The organism is Allobosea sp. LjRoot9 (assembly GCF_964252745.1).
GTDB lineage: Bacteria > Pseudomonadota > Alphaproteobacteria > Rhizobiales > Beijerinckiaceae > Allobosea.
In genome coordinates, this window is sequence record NZ_CAXUPC020000002.1 from 754478 (window position 1) to 769941 (window position 15464).

At 62.2% G+C, this 15464-nt stretch carries 12 protein-coding genes; 7 read left to right on the forward strand and 5 right to left on the reverse strand.

What is annotated here, in order from left to right; all coding sequences use genetic code 11:
- Positions 1–2037 (reverse strand): NAD(+) synthase, encoded by a 2037-nt coding sequence (locus tag ACSQ3P_RS12180; protein ID WP_436165819.1) that lies wholly within the window; start codon positions 2035–2037, stop codon positions 1–3.
- A 249-nt stretch (positions 2038–2286) separates the two neighbouring features.
- Here ACSQ3P_RS12180 and ACSQ3P_RS12185 point away from each other — a divergent pair, with 249 nt between their 5' ends.
- The 6 genes from ACSQ3P_RS12185 (at position 2287) to ACSQ3P_RS12210 (ending at position 7851) form a co-directional block, all read left to right on the forward strand.
- Entirely contained in the window at positions 2287–3300 is a 1014-nt protein-coding gene (locus ACSQ3P_RS12185; protein ID WP_436165820.1) for a rhamnan synthesis F family protein, read from the forward strand.
- A gap of 180 nt (positions 3301–3480) precedes the next feature.
- Positions 3481–4536, forward strand: a complete 1056-nt coding sequence (gene rfbB, locus ACSQ3P_RS12190; RefSeq protein ID WP_436165821.1) for a dTDP-glucose 4,6-dehydratase — start codon at positions 3481–3483, stop codon at positions 4534–4536.
- 33 nt (positions 4537–4569) lie between these two features.
- A complete protein-coding gene (gene rfbC / locus ACSQ3P_RS12195; protein ID WP_436165822.1) occupies positions 4570–5127 on the forward strand; it encodes a dTDP-4-dehydrorhamnose 3,5-epimerase in 558 nt (185 codons plus the stop codon).
- Between the two features lie 6 nt (positions 5128–5133).
- Positions 5134–6024 (forward strand): dTDP-4-dehydrorhamnose reductase, encoded by an 891-nt coding sequence (gene rfbD, locus ACSQ3P_RS12200; RefSeq protein ID WP_436165823.1) that lies wholly within the window; start codon positions 5134–5136, stop codon positions 6022–6024.
- 6 nt (positions 6025–6030) lie between these two features.
- Positions 6031–6906, forward strand: coding sequence for a glucose-1-phosphate thymidylyltransferase RfbA (rfbA, locus tag ACSQ3P_RS12205; protein WP_436165824.1), 876 nt, complete (start codon positions 6031–6033; stop codon positions 6904–6906).
- A gap of 12 nt (positions 6907–6918) precedes the next feature.
- Positions 6919–7851, forward strand: coding sequence for a glycosyltransferase (locus ACSQ3P_RS12210; RefSeq protein ID WP_436165825.1), 933 nt, complete (start codon positions 6919–6921; stop codon positions 7849–7851).
- Between the two features lie 7 nt (positions 7852–7858).
- Here the strand turns inward: ACSQ3P_RS12210 and ACSQ3P_RS12215 are convergent, their stop codons facing one another.
- The 4 genes from ACSQ3P_RS12215 to ACSQ3P_RS12230 all read right to left on the reverse strand — a co-directional run bounded on the left by ACSQ3P_RS12215 (position 7859) and on the right by ACSQ3P_RS12230 (position 13209).
- Positions 7859–8731 (reverse strand): rhamnan synthesis F family protein, encoded by an 873-nt coding sequence (locus ACSQ3P_RS12215; protein ID WP_436165826.1) that lies wholly within the window; start codon positions 8729–8731, stop codon positions 7859–7861.
- Between the two features lie 212 nt (positions 8732–8943).
- A complete protein-coding gene (locus tag ACSQ3P_RS12220; RefSeq protein ID WP_436165827.1) occupies positions 8944–10392 on the reverse strand; it encodes a glycosyltransferase in 1449 nt (482 codons plus the stop codon).
- A gap of 48 nt (positions 10393–10440) precedes the next feature.
- Positions 10441–12096 carry an ArnT family glycosyltransferase gene (locus tag ACSQ3P_RS12225; RefSeq protein WP_436165828.1) on the reverse strand — a complete coding sequence of 552 codons (1656 nt, stop codon included), beginning with the start codon at positions 12094–12096 and terminating at the stop codon, positions 10441–10443.
- 282 nt (positions 12097–12378) lie between these two features.
- The gene (locus ACSQ3P_RS12230) at positions 12379–13209 is read right to left on the reverse strand and encodes a methyltransferase domain-containing protein (RefSeq protein WP_436165829.1); all 831 of its coding nucleotides are present in this window, start codon (positions 13207–13209) and stop codon (positions 12379–12381) included.
- Between the two features lie 119 nt (positions 13210–13328).
- On the opposite strand from ACSQ3P_RS12230, the gene ACSQ3P_RS12235 reads away from it, so the two are divergent.
- Positions 13329–15464 (forward strand): glycosyltransferase, encoded by a 2136-nt coding sequence (locus ACSQ3P_RS12235; RefSeq protein WP_436165830.1) that lies wholly within the window; start codon positions 13329–13331, stop codon positions 15462–15464.

Sequence of the window (15464 nt, forward strand, 5' to 3'; positions counted from 1 at the left end):
TCACGGAATGCGTTCAAGATCCAGGAGCCAGGCGGCGGCCGATGCATCGCTCGGCGCCCGCCAATCCCCCCGCGGCGACAGCGAACCGCCCGAGGACACTTTCGGACCATTGGGCACGGCCGAGCGCTTGAACTGGCTGGTCTCGAAGAAGCGCCGCACGAAGACCGTGAGCCAGCGCTTGATCGTCGGCAGGTCATAGGCGACCCGCTTATCCGCCTCGATATTGGGCGGCCAGTCGCCGCGCCCGGCATCCGACCAGGCGTGCTGCGACAGGAACGCGACCTTGCTCGGCCGGAAACCGAAGCGGGTGATGTAGAACAGGTTGAAGTCCTGCAGCGCATAGGGGCCGACGAAATCCTCGGTCCTCTGGCTCGGTCCGTCGCCCTCGCCCGGCACGAGCTCGGGCGAGATCTCGGTCGCAAGGATGTCCAGCATCGCGGCCGAGGCATCCGCACCGAAGCGCTGCGATTGCGCCACCCAGCGGATCAGATGCTGGATCAGGGTCTTCGAGACCGAGCCGTTGACGTTGTAATGGGACATGTGGTCGCCGACGCCATAGGTGCACCAGCCAAGCGCCAGTTCCGAGAGATCGCCCGTGCCGAGCACGAGCCCGTTATTCCGGTTGGCGAGACGGAACAGGACGGAGGTGCGCGCGCCGGCCTGCACGTTCTCGAAGGTGATGTCGTAGACGGGTTCGCCCTTGGCGAAGGGGTGGCCGATATCGACCAGCATCTGCCGGCAGGCCGGCGTCATGTCGATTTCCTGCGCGGTGACACCAAGCGCCGTCATCAGTCGCCAGGCATTGGCCTTGGTGCCCTTGCTCGTGGCAAAGGCCGGCAATGTGTAGGCGAGGATGTTGCTGCGCGGTAGGCCGAGCGCATCGAAAGTCTGCGCGGCGACGATCAGGGCCTGCGTTGAATCCAAGCCTCCGGAGACACCGATGACGATCTTCTCGACGCGCGCGCTCTCCAGCCGCTTGCGCAGGCCATGCGACTGGATGTTGTAGGCCTCGAAGCAGAGCTCGTTCAGCCGCGCATCATCGCTCGGCACGAAGGGGAAGCGCTCGATCGTGCGCTCCAGGCCGAGATCGGAGGCGCGATCGGGAGCGAGCTCGAAGCTGACGGTGCGGAAATTCAACCGGTCGCGCAGCGCATCGGCATTGTCGCCGAAGGTGTTCTGGCGAATGCGGTCCATCACCAGCCGCTCGAGATCGATATCGGCGACGATGAGCTGCGGCTCGGCGGCGAAGCGCTCGGCCTCGGCCATCAGCACCCCGCTCTCATAGATCATCGCCTGGCCGTCCCAGGCGAGATCGGTAGTGGATTCGCCAGGCCCCGCCGCGGAATAGGCATAGGCTGCGATGCATCGGCCGGAATGGGCCTTGCACAAGGCGTGGCGCCAGTCGGACTTGCCGATGGTGACATTGCTGGCGGAGAGATTGAGCAGCACGGTCGCGCCGGCCAGCGCCGCGAAGGAGCTCGGCGGCACCGGCGTCCAGACGTCCTCGCAGATCTCCATATGGATGGTGAAATCGGCGATATCGGCGGCCTTCAACAGGATGTCCGTGCCGAAGGGCACATCCTGGCCGCAGAGCACGACGCTTGCCACCGCCGCACGCTCGCCCGAGGCGAACTGCCGGCGCTCATAGAATTCGCGGTAGTTCGGCAGATAGGTCTTCGGCACGGCGGCAAGGATACGGCCGCGATGGATCGCAATCGCGCAATTGAACAGTCGCCCGTCGACGCGCAGCGGCGCCCCGACGACAGCGACAGGCTGCAGCGAGCGGCTCTCCTCGACCAACACTCCAAGCGCGGCCAGCACCGCATCAAGCAAAGCATTCTGCTGCAGAAGATCGTCGATCGCATAGGCGCTGATGCCAAGCTCCGGAAACAGCGCAAGCGAAGCGCCCTGCGCATCGGCGCGGCGCAGCAGGTGAACCGTCTCGGCGACATTGAAGGCGGGATCGGCGACCTTCAGCCGCGGCGCGGCGCAGGCGATGCGCACGAAGCCATGGGTGTGGATGTTGAAGAAACTCATCGCCGATCCAATCCGCCAAGGCGGAGAGCCCAAGGCCGAATACCTTATCGCGCAGGCAGGAGTGGCCGGGCAAGAGCCCCGAGCGCTGGAGAGGTGCAGGAAACAAACGCCAAGAAGACAATGCGATTCTTCACATTTGCGTCTATAGGAAGTCTAATGCAGTCAGCGCGCAGGCCAAAAGCTTCCTATGCGCATAAGATGAACAGTACAGCCAACGGACAAGGGCGGCCACCTGTCGAGAACCACTAAATGTTTGATAAGCTTTGCCTCTTCGCCCATTTCGACAAAGACGACCTCGTTGCCGACTACGTTATCCACTATCTGCAGGCCATTCGCAGCGCGGGCTTCCCGATCGTCGTCATCTCGACCTCGAAGCTGTCAGCCGAGGATGTGGCGCGGCTGAAAAGCGTCGCCCATGACGTGATCCTGCGCGAAAATCGCGGCCATGATTTCGCGTCCTGGGGGCTCGGGCTCGAGCGTTACGCCGACCAGGTCACAGGCCAGCTCCTGATCGCCAATGACAGCGTCTATGCTCCGGTCGGCGATTTCGGCGAGGCGCTTCGCCGCCTGACCAGCGTTGAGGCCGATGCCTATGGCATGATCGAAAGCCTCGAGATCGCCCGCCACCTGCAGAGCTGGTTCCTCCTGCTCGAAAAACGCGTCCATGCGCATCCCGATTTCCGGGCCGTGTTCGCCCAGGATTTCAGCACGCTGGTCAAAACGGACATCATCCGCAATGGCGAAATCGGCCTCTCCCAGACCTTGTTGAACAACGGCTTCCGGCTGCATGCCCTGTTCAGCGGCTTGTCACGAACCGGCCGCGCCATGCACATGTCCTCCAACTACAGCCATTTCCTGTGGCGCGAACTGATCGAGAATGAGGGTATCCCTTTCCTCAAGATCGAGCTGCTCCGCGTGAACCCCTGCCGCATCGCCGACCTGGCTGAATGGCCCGAGATCGTCGGGCGCCACGCACCGGAGCTGGTGCCTATGATCCAGGATCATTTGGAACGCACGGTGACCGGACAAGGCAGGAGCATAGAGGCCATCCAGCGCATCTCCGTGACTCACAACGACATGCAGTCATTCATTCGCCGAGACTACGCCTACGCATCGACGCGCCGGCCCATTGCAGGCTTAGGCAATCTGCTGCTGCTGGGCGGCGTCAGGATGAAGCGGCTGCTCATGCATGCGGTTTACCGCAGCCTGGCGCCGATCCGACACAAGCTCGGCCCCCTGAAGCGCAAATTTCCTCCGCAGTGAGCAGGCTTCCGATCTCGCCATCGGCGGACCAACGCGATTGACAGCCGTGCCCTGTCCTGATTTGGACAGGGCGAACGAAGGCGTTCAACTTGAATTGTCGGCACCAGAATTCGTCGGTGCGGCGAATGAGGACGGCTTTGGCTGTTCCATCGGCTGGCGCCGGATGAGGGACAGGGATTGATGTCTTTGCGTTTCCTAGTCACCGGCGGCGCCGGCTTCATTGGTTCGGCCGTGGTCAGAAAACTGATCGCCGAGACCGAGCACCAGGTTTGCGTCGTCGACAAGCTGACCTATGCCGGCAATCTCGCTTCGCTCGCGCCGGTCGCACAGAGCAATCGCTATCGCTTCGAACAGGCCGATATCGGCGATGGCGAGCGCATGCGCGCGATCTTCGCCGATTTCGCCCCCGACATCGTCATGCATCTGGCCGCCGAGAGCCATGTCGACCGTTCGATCGACGGCCCCTCGGCCTTCATCGACACCAATATCGTCGGCACCTTCGCGCTGCTGCAGGAGGCGCTGCGGCATTGGCGCGGTCTCGACCAGGCACGCAAGGCCGCCTTCCGCTTCCACCATATCTCGACTGACGAGGTCTTCGGCTCGCTCGGTTCCGAGGGCTTTTTCCGCGAGGACACGGCCTATCAGCCCAACTCGCCCTATTCCGCCTCGAAAGCGGCCTCCGACCATCTCGTGCGGGCCTGGCACCACACCTATGGCCTGCCGACGCTGATGACCAATTGCTCGAACAATTACGGCCCGTATCACTTCCCGGAGAAGCTGATCCCGCTGATGATCATCAACGCGCTCGAGGGCAAGACGCTGCCGGTCTACGGCAACGGCCTGAATGTGCGCGACTGGCTTTATGTCGACGACCATGCCGACGCGCTGCTGAGCGTGGCGCAAAAGGGCGTCGTCGGCGAGACCTACAATATCGGCGGCCATAACGAGATGGCCAATATCGACGTGGTCAAGGGCATCTGTGCCCTGCTCGACGAGCTCAGGCCCGATCCGGCCGGCCCGCGCGAGCGCCTGATCACCTATGTCACCGACCGACCGGGCCATGATGCGCGCTACGCGATCGACGCCGGGAAGATCGGCCGCGAGCTCGGCTGGAAGCCGAAGCAGACCTTCGAGACCGGCTTGCGCCATACCGTCGAATGGTATCTGGCCAATTCGGAATGGTGGGGAGACATACGCAGTGGCGTTTATCGCGGCGAGCGCCTCGGCGCGGCCTGATTTCAGCCACGAACAGGATCGAGACCCGCCCGCATGTTGAGCGTCGAAGCCACCGCCATCCCGGATGTGAAGCTGATCTCGCCGAAGAAATTCGGCGATCATCGCGGCTTCTTCTCCGAGACCTATAACCGCGCGAGCTTCAAGGAAGCCGGCATCGACCTCGAATTCGTGCAGGACAACCACTCCCTGTCGGCGACCGTCGGTACGCTGCGCGGGCTGCACTTCCAGTCGGCGCCCTTCGCGCAGGACAAGCTGGTGCGCGTCACTAAGGGCCGCATCCTCGACGTCGCCGTCGATATCCGCGCCTCCTCGCCCACATTCGGCCGCCATGTCGCAGTCGAGCTCTCGGCTGAGAACTGGAAGCAGCTCCTGGTTCCGGTCGGCTTCGCGCATGGCTTTATCACGCTCGAGCCCGATACCGAAGTGCTCTACAAGGTGACCGCGCTCTATGGCCCGCAGAACGACCACGGCATCGCCTTTGACGATCCGGCGCTGGGCATCGACTGGCGCATCCCTCATGACCGGCTCGTCCTGTCCGACAAGGATCGCAAGCATCCGCGCCTTGCCGACCTGCCGCGCTATTTCGGCTGAGGCGCCATGAGGATCGCGGTTACCGGACAGGCCGGCCAAGTTGTGCTCGCCATGCTGGAGCGAGCGCCGGCAGGTGATGTCGTCATCCCGCTAGGCCGCCCCGGCTTCGATCTGGAGCGGATCGAGACGATCGCCCCCGCTCTTGCGGCCTGCCGACCCGACATCGTCGTCAACGCCGCAGCCTTCACCGCCGTCGACCTCGCCGAGAGCGAAGCCGAAACCGCGATGCTGATCAATGGGCAGGCCGCCGGCGAAGTCGCACGCGCTTCTGCCGCGCTTGGCGTGCCGGTGATCCAGATCTCGACCGATTATGTCTTCGATGGTGCGCTGGACCGGCCGTATCGCGAGGATGATACGGTCGGACCGATCTCGGCTTACGGCCTCAGCAAGCTCGCCGGCGAAGCGGCGGTCGCGGCCGCAACGCCGGACCACGCCATCCTGCGCACGGCCTGGGTCTACAGCCCCTTCGGCAAGAATTTCGTCCGTACGATGCTGCGCCTGGCCGAGACCCGCAGCGAGATCGGCGTCGTCGCCGATCAACGGGGCTGTCCGACCAATGCGCTCGACATTGCCGACGCCGTCTTCACTGTTGCGAGGAACCTGTTGGCCCGGCCGCAGGATAAGCACCTGCGCGGCGTCTTCCATATGAGCGCCCAGGGTGAAGCCGTCTGGGCCGATGTCGCCGAGGCGATCTTCGCGCAACGCGCCGCCATGGGGGCAGGTCCGGTCACGGTCAAGCGCATCGCGACCAGCGATTATCCGACGCCGGCAACGCGCCCGGCAAATTCGCGACTCGATTGCACCAAGCTTGCTACCATCCATGGCGTGACGCTGCCCGAGTGGCGCGGATCGCTTTCGAGCTGCCTGACGCGGCTCATGACAGAACAGACGGGATAAACGACGATGAAGGGCATCATCCTGGCCGGCGGTTCCGGAACGCGGCTCCACCCGATGACGCTGGCGATGTCGAAGCAGCTCCTGCCTGTCTACGACAAGCCGATGATCTACTACCCGCTCAGCACGCTGATGCTGGCGGGCATCCGCGACGTGCTGATCATCTCGACCCCGACCGACCTGCCGAACTTCAGGCGCCTGCTCGGCGACGGTTCGGATTGGGGCATGACGCTGAGCTATGCCGAACAGCCCAATCCTGGCGGGCTGGCACAGGCCTATATCATCGGCGCCGATTTCGTCGCCGGCGAGCCCTCGGTGCTGATCCTGGGCGACAACCTGTTCTACGGCCACACGCTCCCGGAAATGATGGCCTCGGCCGCCGCGCGCGCCAAGGGCGCCAGCGTCTTCGCCTATCATGTGCGCGACCCGGAGCGTTACGGCGTGGTCGATTTCGACGCCAACGGCAAGGCGAGCTCGATCGAAGAGAAGCCGAAGGCCCCGAAGTCGAACTGGGCTGTCACAGGCCTGTATTTCTACGATGCCCAGGTCGTCGAGATTGCAGGGAATCTCAAGCCCTCGCCGCGTGGCGAGCTCGAGATCACCGACGTCAACCGGGTCTATCTTGAGCGCGGCGAACTCTCGGTCGAAACCATGGGACGCGGCTTCGCCTGGCTCGACACCGGCACGCCCGACAGCCTGCTCGAAGCCGGTGAGTTCGTGCGCACGCTGGAAAGCCGCCAAGGCCTTCGCATCGCCTGCCCGGAGGAGATCGCGGCAAGGCAGGGCTGGATCGACGCGCGACAGCTCACCAGCCTCGGCGAGCGCCTCGCCAAGGGCGATTACGGCCAGTATCTGCTGCACGTGGCCCGCGACATCAGCGCCTAGAGCCGGGCCGGCGTGGCTTACGCCCCTCTCCAGGATCACACTGACGACCGCGCCCCGGGCACTGTCGCAGCGGCAACCGTGCTCTATCGGCCGGACGCCGGAGTACTGGATGAGCTGCTGACGCCGCTCGAGGCCGACGGCTTGCGCCTCTTCATCTTCGCCAATGGACCGCTGGACGAAGAGATCGAACGCAGGCTCGCGCAGTCCCCTCATGCGGTGCTCATCCGCGCGCCGGAGAATATGGGTCTCGGGCACGGTCTCAACGCCGTCACCGAGGCCGCGGCGGCGGAGGGTTTTGCGTTCATCCTGCTGCTGGATCAGGACAGTGTGCCTGCGCCCGGGATGGCGAGTGCCCTGCTCGCGCATCTGCAAGCCCTCGCTGCGTCCCCGACGCTTCCCCCCGCCGTTATCGGTCCTCTCCTCGTCTCGCCGGCCGAAGAGGGCTATCTCGCCCCCTGGTATTCACGACGCGCGGCGAAGGACGGCGTGGCTGAAGGCGCCGTCGACTTTCTCTCGACCTCGGGCTCCCTGGTCTCGCTTGCGGCATGGCAGGCGGTCGGGCCGTTCCGGGCGGACTACTTCATCGACGGAATCGATGTCGAATGGTGTTTCCGCGCCTGGAGCTACGGCCATGGCTGCTACCTCGCGGAAAAGGTGACGATGCCGCATCGCTGGGGCGGCGCGGCCGAAAACGGCAAGCGCCAGCCGCAAATCCTGCGGCAATCGCCGCTGCGCTCTTATTACTATCTCCGCAACGGCCTCTACGGCCTGCGGCTGGCGCATATCCCGTGGAGCTGGCGCCTTCGAACAGCAGCCCGGGTCACGGCGCAGGCGGCGCTGCTGCTGCTGGCGCACCGCTTCGACCGCCCCATCCGGCGTCTCGTCTTCGGAGCCTTGCGAGATGGCCTGCAAGCACGGCTGGGCCCGGCTCCGCAGGGGATCTAGCAGCGCCTCAGCCCAGAATGCGCCCGCGCAGGTCACGGACGGTGAAACCGCGCGCCCAGGCCGCGATGGTGAAACAGCGCTCGACCGCGTGATGCAGGGTGCCGTCGAGCTGACGCTCCTCCGGTTCGAAATCCTCAGGCTGCAGCTTGAGCTCGCGCAACGCAGCAAAAGCCGCCGGCCTGAACCAGAACATCGAGCCTTCGAAGAAGCCGAGACGAACCGCATCCGCAGGCGCGTCCATCCGCCCAGCCAGCTCCCGCACGCGAGCCTCGTTCTTCATCCAATAGGGTGGGCTCGTGCGGAAGCAATTGCGCCAGCCGACCATGCCGGTCGACGGATCTTCAAAATCCGCAAGAACCCGCAAGGCCGCATTGCGTTCGCCACACAGCATGTCGAACAGCAGCTTGCGACGAATCTCGCCGTCAAGCAGATGCGGGCTGCGCTTGGTGTGCAGCTTGAGCACCGCATCATAGCCATCGAGCGCGCCGGAGCCGAGCACCGTCAGGAAGGGAGCGATGTCGCGGCCCCGGTTCTCGCATGGATGGAGAATGACATCGGGCACGCCAGCGAGATATTGCTTCGTGATCTCCATGCGCTCCGCCGGCAGTGTCACGTGAAGCGGAACGATGCCGGGCAAGACGGCCCGGCATGCGAGAATCTCGTCAAGCAGCTCGGCGTAATAGGCGTGTGCGATCAGGGCGACCTTGATCTCAGGAACCCGTGAAACCGGATTTACGCCGGCCAACGCCGCCCGCAAGCGGCGGCCTGGCCCGGACACGAACAAGGCTCCCAGTGTTACGGTCGCGATCTTGTCCATGACGTGACGCGCAAAGGCGTAGGGGTATTTCAAGGCGTAAGGGTATTTTCTTAAGGCGCTCATTGCAGACCTTGCCTCACAGCCTGATCAGAGCGCGCGAGGGCAAGCCGATTGCGGACCTGCCCATCCGCGCGTTCCGTCGCATTCCCGCCAACCGTCGCGCCTGCAAGCGCGCGCTGGCGTATCGTTGTCGATATCGCTCCACCAGGCGCGCTGCCGCCGGGCCAAACACCGCATTGGAACGCCGCATTTGCCCGGTCGAGGCACTTGCCCGGTCAAAGCGCCTTGATCTTGAAGAAGGCGAACACGACCATCTTCAGCAGCAGCCAGCCATGCGAAAACCGCGAGATCTGCGTCTCGCCATAGGTCCGCGCAGCGTACCGCACAGGCAGGTCGACGGATTTGAGCGACATCTTGGCCGCACCGAAAATCAGGTCGAAATCGCCGAACGGATCGAAATCACCAAAATAGGCCCTGCCTTCCTTGAGCCGTTCGTAGTCGACCCGGCGCATCACCTTCGTGCCGCAAAGCGTGTCGGTGTAGCGCTGATTGAGCAGCCAGGAGAAGAGGATCGAGAAGGTCCTGTTGGCCATGAGATTCAGGAAGCGCATCGCCTCGTCCTCCATCGGATAGACGAGCCGCGAACCGTTGATGTACTCGCCCTTGCCGGAGACGATCGCCTCCCAGAATTTCGGAAGCTGTTCGGGCGGCATGGTCAGGTCGGCATCCAGGATCATCAGAACATCGCCGCGGGCGACGTCGTAGGCCGTGAAAACCGCGTCGGCCTTGCCCTTCCCGGGCTGTTTCATCACCTTGATGTCATATTGAGGATAAGCGGCCTGCACGCGCAGGCACTCCTCATAGGTGTCGTCCTTGCTGTTCCCCTCGACGAAAATGATCTCGATATCGTCACAAAAGCGCGGAATGCGCTGGACGGCGGGTTCAATGTTGCCCTTCTCGTTGCGTGCCGGGACGACGATCGAGACCGATTTGAGTCCATCGTCCTTCATGACCAGCGAACGCGCCACCAGATAGTGACGAAGCGCCAGAGAGCGCACCAGCGGAAGATGGCTGACGAAGCGGTTCAAAGCCGAGCCAAGCCCGAAAAGCCTGAAAGGCGAGATCAGGCGCGCCTCGGATTTCACAGGTTCGAAATCAGCGAGCTCGGCAAACGCCCGCAAATCAGCAGGCGACAACACATTGGAAGGTTCCGACGGCATCCTGATGCCAAGCGCCTCCGCGCCCGACAACAAGGGCTGCCAGAGATGCGAGAAATAGGCGACGACGAGGCGCGTCTTGCGGTCACACAGCCGATGAAGCGACGCGATCAGCGCCTGCACATCCTTGATGTGGCCGAGCGTGTCGACGATCAGGATATAGTCGAACGGCCCTTGAATGGCTGCCAGCGTCTGCGGATTCTCGACATCGCCAACGATGAAATCCAGACCCGCATGGCGGCTGCGCGCGACCTCGATCATCTTCGGGCTGAAATCGACCCCCACGCCGCGCGACGGCTTCAGCGCCGCCAGCGTATCGCCGATGCCGCAGCCGATCTCGAGGACCGACTTGCCCTCGGGAATGATGAAGCGCAGATATTTATTGTCCTCCTCATGGAAGAACGCGGCCTTCTCGCGCCATTGGGCGCGCTGCTCGGCAAAGCGCTCGGAGCCTTCGAAGACCGCGAGCCCTTGACCCGCGAGATCAGGAGTTTCCTGTTTGAACATGGACGATCGAGCCTGAAAGTTGTCGTGCCTGGTTGAGCCTGGTTGAGGTCAACGGCGTCTGTGAAAGATCATCAAACCGCTGTCACGATCCTGGGTCGCCGTGAAGCGCGGATCGGACGAAAGTCTCTCCGCGACGACGCCCGATATACGGTTGAACAGATCGGGATCGCGCTGGCGGTCAGGGGTGAAGGTTACGAGATAGTCTGCGTCGAGGCTGTCGATCCTCGCCAAGGCCTTGTCGAGATCAGCCTCCGCGTAGCCAAGGCTCGTATAGTAGCATCTATATCGCGCCTTGCGTTGCTGCTTCGCCGAAAAGAAGGCGGCAGAATTCGCATTGAATGATGGATACTCCACGCCAATGATCGCGTATCGATTTGGCCTCGACGCGGAACAGCTTTCCGTCACGGCGCGCGCAAGAAGATTCTTGCGATCGGCGTCAAGGTTGACCGGCTTGAGCCAGACTGAGGGCTGGAGCCCGAGCGGATTGTAGCCATGCGCGAAGCTGACCGCGTAGACCGCGTTGCAGCCGACGGCGATGAGGGCCAGGAGCTGGAGCCAGCGCCACCGCAAGACCGTCAGCGCCCAGCCCAGAAGGACGGCAATCATCGGCAGCGTCGGTGACAGAAAGCGCGTCTCTTCGTTGATCTGCATGGCGAGACCGAGAACGGTGAGCGCGATCGTGCCGATCAGAGCTCCCGCATAGAGGAAGCCATTGTCGAGAGCGAGGAGCGGCCATTGATAGCGCGGCGCCTTGACGACGTTCGCGAGCGAAACCGCGAAGGCCAAGGCAATCGGCACGCCAATGACAACAGCAATGAACGGCCAAGGCGACAGCGCCAAGGCGAGTGACTGCGTCCAGAGGGAAAGCTTGCTGCCAAGCGTTCCGACGCTGCCATAGGCCAAGGCGACGTCATTCGAGGTCGCATTGCGAAAATGCTGGGTCATCGGGGTCCAATTGACCCAGTACCAGCCGACACAGGCAGCACACACCAGGACAGCAGCCAACCCGAGCAGGAGCACGTGAACAGGTCGTGCGGCCTGCCTGGCATCCTTTCGGATCAAGCAGGCGACGATGCCGTAAGCGATAAAGGGTATGGCGAATGAAAAACTCGATGCTTTGACCAGCATCGCAAACGCCATGATGAGAACGCCCCATAGAATGGTGCTCGTGACAGCTCGCTGCTCGACCTTCCATATGAGGTCCAACATGATGGCGACGCTCAGCATCTGCAGCGTCTCGGTCAGGAACTGGTGCGACAACCCCAGCGACAGCGAACTGCCGCCAAAGGCGAGTACGCCAGCCAATTGAGCCAGCACGCCACAGCCCATGCGGGCGCAAATCCTGGCGATGAGCAGCAGCGTCGCGAGCTGCGCCAACACGTTGACCATCAAAAGCGCGGGTTCGACATCTCCCAGCCAACGCGACAACGGCGCGAAGAACTGAGCGACCCAGGCGAGCAGAGGCGGCTTCGAGCCGAAGGCGGCGAGAGAGGCCCTGAGCCACTCCCAGCCATTGCCACGACGCGATTGGGCAAGATCGAGAGCGACCTCGCCATACCAGGCCTGATCCCATGGCCAGACCGACGTATCGCGCAGAACCCAGAGGAAAGTGCTGCCGATCAGGCCCAGCACCACAATCACAACGGCTGGGTTGATCCGCTGCGTGGTCACGCCATGAGACATATCGAGAGGAAAACCATACAAGCCGCGTCCAGAAGCTCTCCTTGCAGACGAGCAGCAGTTCAATGTCAAGGGCGCGGATGAAGACAGCTGATGTTTGGCTGCTTGTAGCAGTCCGGACTATTGGCCGAGTGGCTCAAGAGCCTCACAACAGCCCCAATCAAGCGTTGCAGCGGTGCTGGAATGAATGCACGCCGCCTCGCATCCCGATACCCAAATCGAAGGAAAACGCGCCAGCAAGATCGCCCGTTGTTATCGAGCAAAATGTCCCGTTCTGCCCGCGAGCCAGCTCGCAGGAATCTCCGCCTATCGGCCGCTCAGCCTGGTTTTGAGCCATCGGATCGGGGCAGTCGCCTGCCAACTCGTCGATGTCTTCATCCCCTCCAGTTGCCTGCTGAGCAGGGCGATCTCACTGCCGAGCGTGGCGATCTCAGCGCGATATCGAGCCGACGACTCGTCCAGCTCGTGCATTCGTTCCTCGCTGGACAGAAACTCTCCACCTGGCTCGGCGTCGAGCGGAAGCTCGAAATAGGTTACGTTGTCTGACTGAGTGCGATCTTCCGTCAAAACCGAGACACCTTGAATATAGGCGGATTTCAGAATCCTGAATCCCTCCTTCGACAGCCAGTGCTCGAAAAGTTCGCGGCTCATGAAATTTCGCCAACCGGGGTGATCACGGTATGTCCCCGTCGGATTTTGGTCGAACCCGCTATAATGGCAGAATGCGCGCCCTCCCGGCATCAATATTCGCCTTATCTCCTTGATATAACTTCTGATGATATCGCTATCGAAATGCACCATTGCGTCGAACGAGTAAACAAATGACGCAGTCGCGCCTTCTATAATGCGCAAATCCGCCCCAGAATTTCGAAAAACTTCAACAGACTTTGAATTCTTGAATCGCTCTTTCAAGAATTCTATATTTTCCTGATTGATGTCAGTCGCAAATATCTTTCCGCTAATTTGAGCTAGCTTTTCTGTATTTCTCCCGTGGCCCGCCGCTATCTCGACCACATGCTCAAAATTCGCGGATTCAATGATGGGCCAGATCACTGCCGCCCACTGCGTATCCATGCTCTGCTCGGCAGAGTCATAGTACTCGCCATGGGTCCAGTCCCGCCCAACGATCGCAGCCAAGGAGATAATTTCCGAACGCATTCGCCACCTGTCGTTACGCGTCGATCCGGCAGCCTAGGACAGGAAGACATCAGATACAAACGGACACAATTTCCGAAGCGCGCACCGCATGGCTCACGGTGAGCGAGCGTTTCGAACGGCATCGGCCAAGGCTGCTTGCCCCTGAGTTTTCCAACGGCTACACGAACAGGCCGCGCAGAAAGTGGTTGAAACTCTCCAGAATGACTGAAAATACGCTTCCACTGCTCGACGTCAGCATGGTGGTCAACATTCATGCAGGGGGTGGCTACCTGCGGCGAACCATGCGCTCGCTGGAGGCCGCCGCCAGAAAAGCCCGTTCCTCCGGCTTGGAAATCGAGCTGTTGCTGGCGCTCGATCGATCGCCGCCCGAAACCGTGGCGTGGGTCGAAGCCTATCACTCCGACGCTTTTGAGCGCATACGCGTCATTCGGCTGGACAACGGCTCTCTAGGGCTGTCGCGCCAGGACGGACTGCGCCATGCCCGCGCGAACTACATTCAGTTTTGCGACGAAGACGACCTCATCTCGAGCAACACGACGCTCGTCTCGCATCAGACGGCGCTCAAGCATTCTCCCCGGACGATCGTCGTCCCCGAATATCTTTTCGGCTTCGGATCGCTTCATCTCCTGGCGGTCTACAACGGCAGCGCAAGCATACCGCCGATCGCCTTCTTCTCGCAGCATCCGTACATATCGCGACTTTTCGTCCATCGCAGCATCGTCGATCTGAACCAGTTCATCGATGTCCGCCTCGGGCCGGGCTACGCATATGAAGACTGGCACTTCAACGCCACGGCCATCGCCAAGGGCGCCGAGTTCGTGGTCGCTCCGGCCGTCATCCTGTTTTATCGGCATCGCGCGAACAGCCTGTCATCCAACATGAACAGTCAGTCGGCGCGCCTGATCCCGCCGAGCCCGCTGTTCGAGCCGCAAACCTATCTCGCCCTTGCAGCTCCCGGCGCACGGCGCTTCCTCCGATACGGCCAGGACGCGGTCGATTGCGAGACCGAACGCTTGCGTTTCCTGATGTCGCTCTCGAATTGCGAGGAAGTCAGGCTCGCCAACCTGATCGATCCGGCCATTTCACTGGGATCGATGGAGCACTGCCCCGTCGTCTCCACGCGCAATGGCGACTTCGCAGCCGGTGTCGGTTATTTCGAGGCATGCCGACGCGTTGCCGGGCTTCGCTTTACCGAAGTCGGTATCGTCTCGACGCCGACATCTCCGCAAGGCAAGGCGGTTTTCGCCGCGCTCAAGGCACTTTCGGATATCGATAGTGCCACGCGAAGCCTTGTCCTCGTCGATGATCCCGCATTTGACGAGGACATGCCTTCGATGGCCCTCGGCAATGCCGTCATCGTCAATCTTGCGCATCTTGTCGAAGGGTTGTCGGCCGACCAGCGCGATCTCGTCGCCTATCGCCTCATCGAGATCGCCGCCATCGGCGCGCGGCTTCACCTCGCATCCGACACGATGTCAGCACGGATCCTGGGCCGTTATGGGCGGTTGTTGGCGGATCGCGAAAAGATCTTTTACAGGGCGGATGATCGAGCAGTGCCCTTTCGAGGCGTCAGCATGGTCCAACCCGACCCGTTCGACTTCCTTTCGGAGTTCCTCGACGAGGCGACCCTGGTCATCCACTCCTCGGAAACGGGGCAGCAGCGCGATCGAGACAGGCTTGATCGACGCGCGGACATCTGGCGCATCGCCTACTCTCCGGTGGAGTTCGACGCTCAACGGCCCGCTCGACAGTCGTTGAGCCACCGCATTCTGGCGATTGGCCTCACAGCACCGGAAGCGGCGCAGCTGCAGCAACTGTGTCCTGCCGCTGGGCTCAAGGTACGCCTCGTCACGGCCACCGAAATTCCGGCGGAGCACGAACTCGCAAATTTCGATCTGGCTTTGGTCATGAACGGGTCGACGGCGACGTATGACGAACTCCTCGCCCTGCTTCGTGCCGGATTGCCCATTGTTGGGGCCGATATCGCCCCCCTGTCGGAGGTCGTGGGCAGAGGCGCCGTCTCCTTGACGATTTCCGCGTCCGACAGCACAAGGCTCGCCGAGGCGAGGGACTGTTTCGCCGCATTCTATCGTGACGCCTCACTGCGCGAGCGCTTGGCGCTTGGAATTCGGACTTTCCTGGAGACGCACCACTCGCCGGCCAGCCATCGTTCTTGCATCGCAGAACTTCTGAAGACACCGGCAGCCCGCCTCTCCAGCCATTCGTTCAATTAA

Coding starts and splice junctions, on each gene's coding strand:
- ACSQ3P_RS12180 (WP_436165819.1), bottom strand. CDS start 2,037: ATGAGTTTCTTCAACATCCACACCCATGGCTTCGTGCGCATCGCCTGC.
- ACSQ3P_RS12185 (WP_436165820.1), top strand. CDS start 2,287: ATGTTTGATAAGCTTTGCCTCTTCGCCCATTTCGACAAAGACGACCTC.
- rfbB (WP_436165821.1), top strand. CDS start 3,481: ATGTCTTTGCGTTTCCTAGTCACCGGCGGCGCCGGCTTCATTGGTTCG.
- rfbC (WP_436165822.1), top strand. CDS start 4,570: ATGTTGAGCGTCGAAGCCACCGCCATCCCGGATGTGAAGCTGATCTCG.
- rfbD (WP_436165823.1), top strand. CDS start 5,134: ATGAGGATCGCGGTTACCGGACAGGCCGGCCAAGTTGTGCTCGCCATG.
- rfbA (WP_436165824.1), top strand. CDS start 6,031: ATGAAGGGCATCATCCTGGCCGGCGGTTCCGGAACGCGGCTCCACCCG.
- ACSQ3P_RS12215 (WP_436165826.1), bottom strand. CDS start 8,731: ATGAGCGCCTTAAGAAAATACCCTTACGCCTTGAAATACCCCTACGCC.
- ACSQ3P_RS12220 (WP_436165827.1), bottom strand. CDS start 10,392: ATGTTCAAACAGGAAACTCCTGATCTCGCGGGTCAAGGGCTCGCGGTC.